The sequence below is a fragment of the Pseudomonas cyclaminis genome (genome assembly GCF_015163715.1).
GTDB lineage: Bacteria > Pseudomonadota > Gammaproteobacteria > Pseudomonadales > Pseudomonadaceae > Aquipseudomonas > Aquipseudomonas cyclaminis.
Map to the genome: position 1 here is coordinate 1 of NZ_JADDUM010000366.1, position 5725 is coordinate 5725.

The window sequence follows — 5725 nt, forward strand, 5'->3', positions numbered from 1 at the left end:
GCGCCATGGACCTGGTGGCCGGCGCGGAAAACATCATCGTGATCATGACCCACGCGTCCAAGGACGGTGAGTCCAAGTTGCTCAGCCGGTGCAGCCTGCCGCTGACCGGCGCCAACTGCATCAAGCGTGTATTGACGGACCTGGCGTACCTGGAAATCGAAAATGGCGCTTTTGTCCTCAAGGAACGCGCACCTGGCGTCAGCGTTGAAGAGATTGTGAGCAAGACCGCCGGTAAACTGATCGTCCCGGACCACGTTCCAGAAATGCACTTCCAGTGAGGACAGATTCCATGCAAGACGTCGTGATTGTTGCTGCCACCCGCACCGCCGTGGGCAGTTTTCAAGGTTCACTGGCCAACATCCCGGCACCGGAACTGGGCGCCGCCGTGATCCGCCGCCTGCTGGAGCAGACCGGCCTGGACCCGGCCCAGGTAGATGAAGTGATCCTCGGCCAGGTGCTTACCGCTGGCTCAGGCCAGAACCCGGCGCGCCAGGCCTCGATCCTCGCCGGCCTGCCCCACGCCGTGCCAGCCCTGACCCTGAACAAGGTCTGCGGCTCGGGCCTCAAGGCCTTGCACCTCGGCGCCCAGGCCATCCGATGCGGCGACGCAGACGTTATCATCGCCGGCGGCATGGAGAACATGAGCCTCGCCCCGTACGTATTGCCGGCCGCACGCACCGGTTTGCGCATGGGCCACGCCAAGATGATCGACAGCATGATCACCGATGGCTTGTGGGATGCATTCAACGACTATCACATGGGCATCACCGCCGAGAACCTGGTGGACAAGTACGGCATCAGCCGTGAAGCCCAGGACGCCTTCGCGGCCGCCTCCCAGCAAAAAGCCAGCGCGGCCATCGAAGCCGGGCGCTTTGCGGATGAAATCACGCCGATCCTGATCCCCCAGCGCAAGGGCGACCCTGTCGCCTTCGCCGTGGATGAACAACCGCGCGCCGGCACCAGCGCCGAATCCCTGGCCAAACTCAAACCCGCATTCAAGAAAGACGGCAGCGTCACCGCCGGCAACGCCTCCAGCCTCAATGACGGCGCCGCCGCCGTGCTGCTGATGAGTGCCGACAAGGCCAAGGCCCTGGGCTTGCCGGTACTTGCCCGTATCGCCAGCTACGCCAACGCCGGCGTCGACCCGGCGATCATGGGCATCGGCCCGGTCTCGGCCACCCGCCGTTGCCTGGACAAAGCCGGCTGGAAACTGAGTGACCTGGACCTGATCGAAGCCAATGAAGCCTTTGCTGCTCAAGCATTAGCCGTGGGCAAAGAGCTGGAATGGGACGCTGAAAAGGTCAACGTCAACGGCGGCGCCATCGCCATCGGCCACCCCATCGGCGCTTCAGGCTGCCGCGTGCTGGTGACCCTGCTGCATGAAATGATCAAGCGCGACGCCAAGAAAGGCCTGGCAACGCTGTGCATCGGTGGCGGCCAGGGCGTAGCCCTCGCTCTCGAACGCAGCTGATATTGACGATCTGTGGTGAGCGGGCTTGTTGTGGTGAGCGGGCTTGTCGAATCGTCGCACCGCCCGCGCGGGGCTGCGAAGCAGCCCCAATTAGAGCATCACAGAAAAGGCCCGGTTCCACGAAAACCGGGCCTTTCCTTTACACAGTTTTCTCCAAATGTGGGATGGGGCTTCATCACCTGTCAGATTGCGGCACCGCAAACACCGCATTCGCCCGCGCCACCACCTTCTCCCCCACCTGCAGACTCACCGTCCCAAACGCCATCTGCCGCCCCTGCTTGTGATGTTCCAGCCGCACCACAATCCACTCCCCCACCTGTACCGCGCCCAGGTAATCCACGGTCATGCTCGCAGTGATCAGCGGCAACGGCGGCTCACTGGAAAACGCCATCGCATAGCCCATGCCGATATCCGCCAGCGTCGCCAACACACCGCCATGCACCGTGCCGCGCCCATTGGCGTGGCGATTGTCGGCGCGCAGGCCGACTTCCAGTTGCAAGCCCTCACCCCGGCAATACGCCGGGCCAAGTAGATCAAGCAATGGGCTGCTGCGAGGCAGAGGGACAAAACCTTCAGGCACGGCGTGAGCAATCATGGCAGGTCTTCCTTGGAGTCAGGCTTGACATGTACGCCACGCTCCAGACGGTAGCCATCACCATCAGCCGCACAAATCTTGCGCGATGCTTTGCGTTAATCCGCCAGACCCGCTTTAATCGCCGCCCATTTCCCCCGCACACCTCAAGGAACTGCAATGCGCCATCAGGACGGCAACCTTCACTCGTTTCGAGCGCCTCTGTTGATTTTGCTGGCCGGCATGGCCCTGGTCGGCTGCTCGCCCAAGGATCACCCCCGCGCCACGGTGGTCAATGGGGAACAAGGCAGGGCCGGCGCCCAATTAGCCTATGAGCATGAGCTGACCCTGGCCCTGCCAGGTGCCCTACTCGCACCACGCATGCAGGCCACCCGTGAGGCGTGTGAAACGGCGCGGTTCGGCGCGTGCAATATCCTGGGGATCACCGAAGACGGTAACGGTGGCGAGATGATCCTGCGTATCGCGCCAACGGGCGTCGAGCCAATGGTCGCCATGGCGGCTGAAGGCGGCACGCTTGGCCAGCGCATCACCACCGCCGAAGACCTGGCCGATGCTGTCGACGATGTGAACCGCCGCCAGGACCGCCTGCAAGCCCAGCAACAGCGCCTTGATGAACTGGCCAAGCGCAAGGACATCACCGTCAGCGACCTGATCGTCTTGAGCAAGGAACAGGCCGGCATCGAAAACGACCTGCAGGCACTGGCCCAGATTGCAGCCGGGCAACAGCGCCGCCTGGATACAAACCGCGTCACCCTCAATTTCCGCTCTTCGGACGGCGCGAACCAACCGTCACGCTTCAGCCGGATGTTCAGCAACCTGGGCACGAATATGGTGGAAGGCACGGCTGACGCCCTGGAGCGCGCCAGCTATGTCCTGCCCTTTGTGATCCTGGCGTTCCCGGTGGTCTGGTTGTGGGTGTGGCTGTGGCGCAAGTTTGTGCGGCGCCGCCCCTGATCAGCGCTTCATACAGCGCTGATAGCGCTCATCCACGCGCTTGGCGAACCACGCCGTGGTGAGGTTGCGGGTGATCTTCGGGCTCTTGAGCACAATGCCCGGCAAGATCGCCCGTGGCATCGGTTTACCGGCAGCCTTCTCGGCCAGGGCAAACACGCGTTTATAGAGCGTGGTGTCCTCAAAATCCAACTGTTCGCCCTGCTCCAACTGGCTACGGATGCTGGGGTTGCGCATATCCAGCTTGGCGCCCAGGGAGCGCACCGCCAGCTCAGTAGTGCCCGGCAGCAGTGAGCCATAGCGGATCAAATCCCCGTCCAGCGCCAGCTCGGTGCCGGAAGCGCGGCTGACCGCCGCCTGGAACGCCGCATTACGGCTCGCATACCAACCCGCATTGAAGTCGGCAAAACGGTACAGCGGCTGGTCGTAATTCACTGGATAACCTAGCAAATGGGCGATGCCAAAGTACATACCGCCACGGCGGGTGAAGACCTCCCGACGAATCGTGCCATCCACCGTGTAGGGATAACCCCGCGCCTGTTTCTGTGCAAAGTCGATGCTGACCTGCATGGGGCCTGCGGTGTGCACCGGGTTGAAACCACCAAACAGCGTATTGCCCAAGGGCACCATGCTGATGAAGTCATCGAATATGCCGCTGAGGTCTTTCTCGGTGCGTGCAGCATTCAACCGGTCGGCGTAGGACTTGCCGGTGGGCGATTTCAATTGCAGCGCACTGCGCACCACAAAGGCCGGCACATGCACTTTGCCAGCGCGGCGCAGGATCTCGTCCTGGGCGATCTTGCCCATATTGGGCACGGGCGGGTCGACCTGATAGGTCGACTCCTGCTCCGTCACCGCCAGCACAGCGCAGATATTCTCGGTGCTGGGGTAGATTTTCTGGGTATCGAAAGCCGTGTAGATATCCTGAGCCCAACCATTGCGATCCGCCACCTTCGCCGGGAGCAGGCGCACAATCTGCGCCTTCACCTCGGCCTCGCTGCGCTCCGGTTGCTGCGGGCCGCGTGAGGTGGAGCAACCGGCCAGCACCAGCAAGGGGATGAGGCACAGGATCAGGCGGCGTGGGGACATGGGGCTTCCTTGAAGAACAATGGGCCGAGCGTTGCGGATATGGACCGGTAAGTCTAACGCGGGTTCGTCAACTCGCGTTCTCGCCAACTGGAGCCGAACGTGACAGGATCTTTCTTCCCCCATTCGTACAAGGAGTTTGAATGCCATGCTGAGCCTGAACTTCCTCGTCACCTGCCTGATCGTCGTGCTGATTCCCGGTACGGGCGTGATCTATACCATTTCCACCGGCCTGACCGCCGGCAAACGCGCCAGTCTCTACGCGGCGCTGGGCTGTACCGCCGGGATCATTCCGCACCTGCTCGCGTCGACCCTCGGCCTTTCGGCCCTGCTGCACACCAGCGCCCTGGCGTTCGAAGTGCTGAAATTCGCTGGCGCCGCTTACCTGCTCTACCTGGCTTACGCCACCTGGCGCGACCGTTCGGCCTTCGCCATGAATGACGCACCGGGGGTTTCCACAGCCCGGAGCCTGATGGTCCGTGGTGTCTTGCTGAATATTCTCAACCCCAAGCTGACCATGTTCTTCCTGGCGTTCCTGCCACAATTCGTGGTGCCGGGCAGCACGTCGCCAGCCCTGCAAATGCTGGTGTTGAGCAGTGTGTTCATGGCGATGACGTTCGCAGTGTTTGTGCTGTATGGCCTGCTGGCCAACGTATTTCGCCGCGCCGTGATCGAATCACCCCGGGTGCAGAACTGGCTGCGCCGTAGTTTTGCAGCGGCGTTTGCGGGGCTGGGGTTGAACCTGGCGTTTGCGCAGCGCTAAAGGCTTTTGGAAGCTGACGAAAGCCGCTGAAACCTCCCACGTAAGCGCCGGATAAGCTCTACAGCTTCTCCCTGAAAACCTCTGCAAAGTCCTTCGCCTGAATACACAGTGCGAAGGATTGCAGATGGTTCTTTTCGTTAAGGCCCTGGTTGACGGGGCTGTCTCATGATCAGCGCCACCAGCCAAGCCATTGGGTATCTGGTGCTGGCGGCCATGGATTCAAAGACGCGTGACGTCGAGTCCGTGCTCAGCGACTTCCAACGCTGCCTCAATCACTACGATGCGTGGGCCGAAAGCTTTTTCAGTTTTTCGGCGCTGGATATCGAGCAGGTGTTCAAGGTTGGGGATGAAGTGGCGCTGGTGGCGCCGATCAACCGCTCCCTCTTCCCCAGTGCGACCGTCGCACAGTGTCAAGCCAGCGGGACGTTGACGCTGGTGCATATGTTTCAAAGTTCACGCTTCGTACCCATTGGCAATACGCCGGTGGTGGTGCAGCGCATCGACCCAAACGGCGGCCCGTTGGGCGAGCCCATTCATAAAACCATTGGCCCCAGCGGCATTCTTGAAATCAAAGAATGTGATCGCAACCAGCCCTACCGGGTCAGCTTCTACCCCAACGTTTCCAAGGAACACTTCAAGGCGCTCTACGCATCTTATCAGTCGGTGATCACGCCACTGGAAGCGTGGTTGCGCACTGAATGGAGCGAAACGTTTGAACCATTGTGGAAGGGCTATTCCGAGGCGGACTTCCTCAAGCGTTATCTCTCCTTGCATCAAGCCTATGCCCGTGGGTTTGGCGACGCGCTGTACACACTCTGGGACAACCTCAAGCAGCTTTGCCAATGGCTGTGCGCCCCCTTGG

General features: G+C 61.4%; 6 protein-coding genes and 1 pseudogene. 5 read left to right on the forward strand and 2 right to left on the reverse strand.

All coding sequences use genetic code 11. The features are described 5' to 3' along the window. On the forward strand, window positions 1-278 hold a 278-nt coding region (locus IQK56_RS30485), incomplete at its 5' end, for a CoA-transferase (RefSeq protein WP_279649548.1). 11 nt (window positions 279-289) lie between these two features. Then, entirely contained in the window at window positions 290-1471 is a 1182-nt protein-coding gene (locus IQK56_RS30490) for an acetyl-CoA C-acetyltransferase (protein WP_150677040.1), read from the forward strand. Between the two features lie 175 nt (window positions 1472-1646). On the opposite strand, the gene IQK56_RS30495 is transcribed toward IQK56_RS30490, so the two are convergent. Further along, window positions 1647-2066, reverse strand: a complete 420-nt coding sequence (locus tag IQK56_RS30495) for a PaaI family thioesterase (protein WP_193863842.1) — start codon at window positions 2064-2066, stop codon at window positions 1647-1649. 156 nt (window positions 2067-2222) lie between these two features. Between IQK56_RS30495 and IQK56_RS30500 the strand changes: the two genes are divergently transcribed. Further along, a complete protein-coding gene (locus IQK56_RS30500) occupies window positions 2223-3017 on the forward strand; it encodes a DUF4349 domain-containing protein (protein ID WP_193863843.1) in 795 nt (264 codons plus the stop codon). Here IQK56_RS30500 and IQK56_RS30505 read toward each other — a convergent pair whose 3' ends face one another. After that, window positions 3018-4103, reverse strand: coding sequence for a DUF1615 domain-containing protein (locus IQK56_RS30505; RefSeq protein WP_122310142.1), 1086 nt, complete (start codon window positions 4101-4103; stop codon window positions 3018-3020). It lies immediately after the preceding gene. A 145-nt stretch (window positions 4104-4248) separates the two neighbouring features. On the opposite strand from IQK56_RS30505, the gene IQK56_RS30510 reads away from it, so the two are divergent. Both IQK56_RS30510 and IQK56_RS30515 read left to right on the forward strand, forming a co-directional pair. Continuing rightward, on the forward strand, window positions 4249-4863 hold the full coding sequence (locus IQK56_RS30510) for a LysE family translocator (protein WP_193863844.1): 615 nt from the start codon (window positions 4249-4251) through the stop codon (window positions 4861-4863). Window positions 4864-5028: 165 nt separating this feature from the next. Continuing rightward, window positions 5029-5725 (forward strand): annotated as a pseudogene (locus IQK56_RS30515) (type IV secretion protein Rhs); the annotation flags it as partial.

Excerpts from the sequence above, each read along its gene's own strand:
- IQK56_RS30495 (WP_193863842.1), bottom strand. The coding sequence starts at position 2,066 with ATGATTGCTCACGCCGTGCCTGAAGGTTTTGTCCCTCTGCCTCGCAGC.
- IQK56_RS30500 (WP_193863843.1), top strand. The coding sequence starts at position 2,223 with ATGCGCCATCAGGACGGCAACCTTCACTCGTTTCGAGCGCCTCTGTTG.
- IQK56_RS30510 (WP_193863844.1), top strand. The coding sequence starts at position 4,249 with ATGCTGAGCCTGAACTTCCTCGTCACCTGCCTGATCGTCGTGCTGATT.
- IQK56_RS30490 (WP_150677040.1), top strand. The coding sequence starts at position 290 with ATGCAAGACGTCGTGATTGTTGCTGCCACCCGCACCGCCGTGGGCAGT.
- IQK56_RS30505 (WP_122310142.1), bottom strand. The coding sequence starts at position 4,103 with ATGTCCCCACGCCGCCTGATCCTGTGCCTCATCCCCTTGCTGGTGCTG.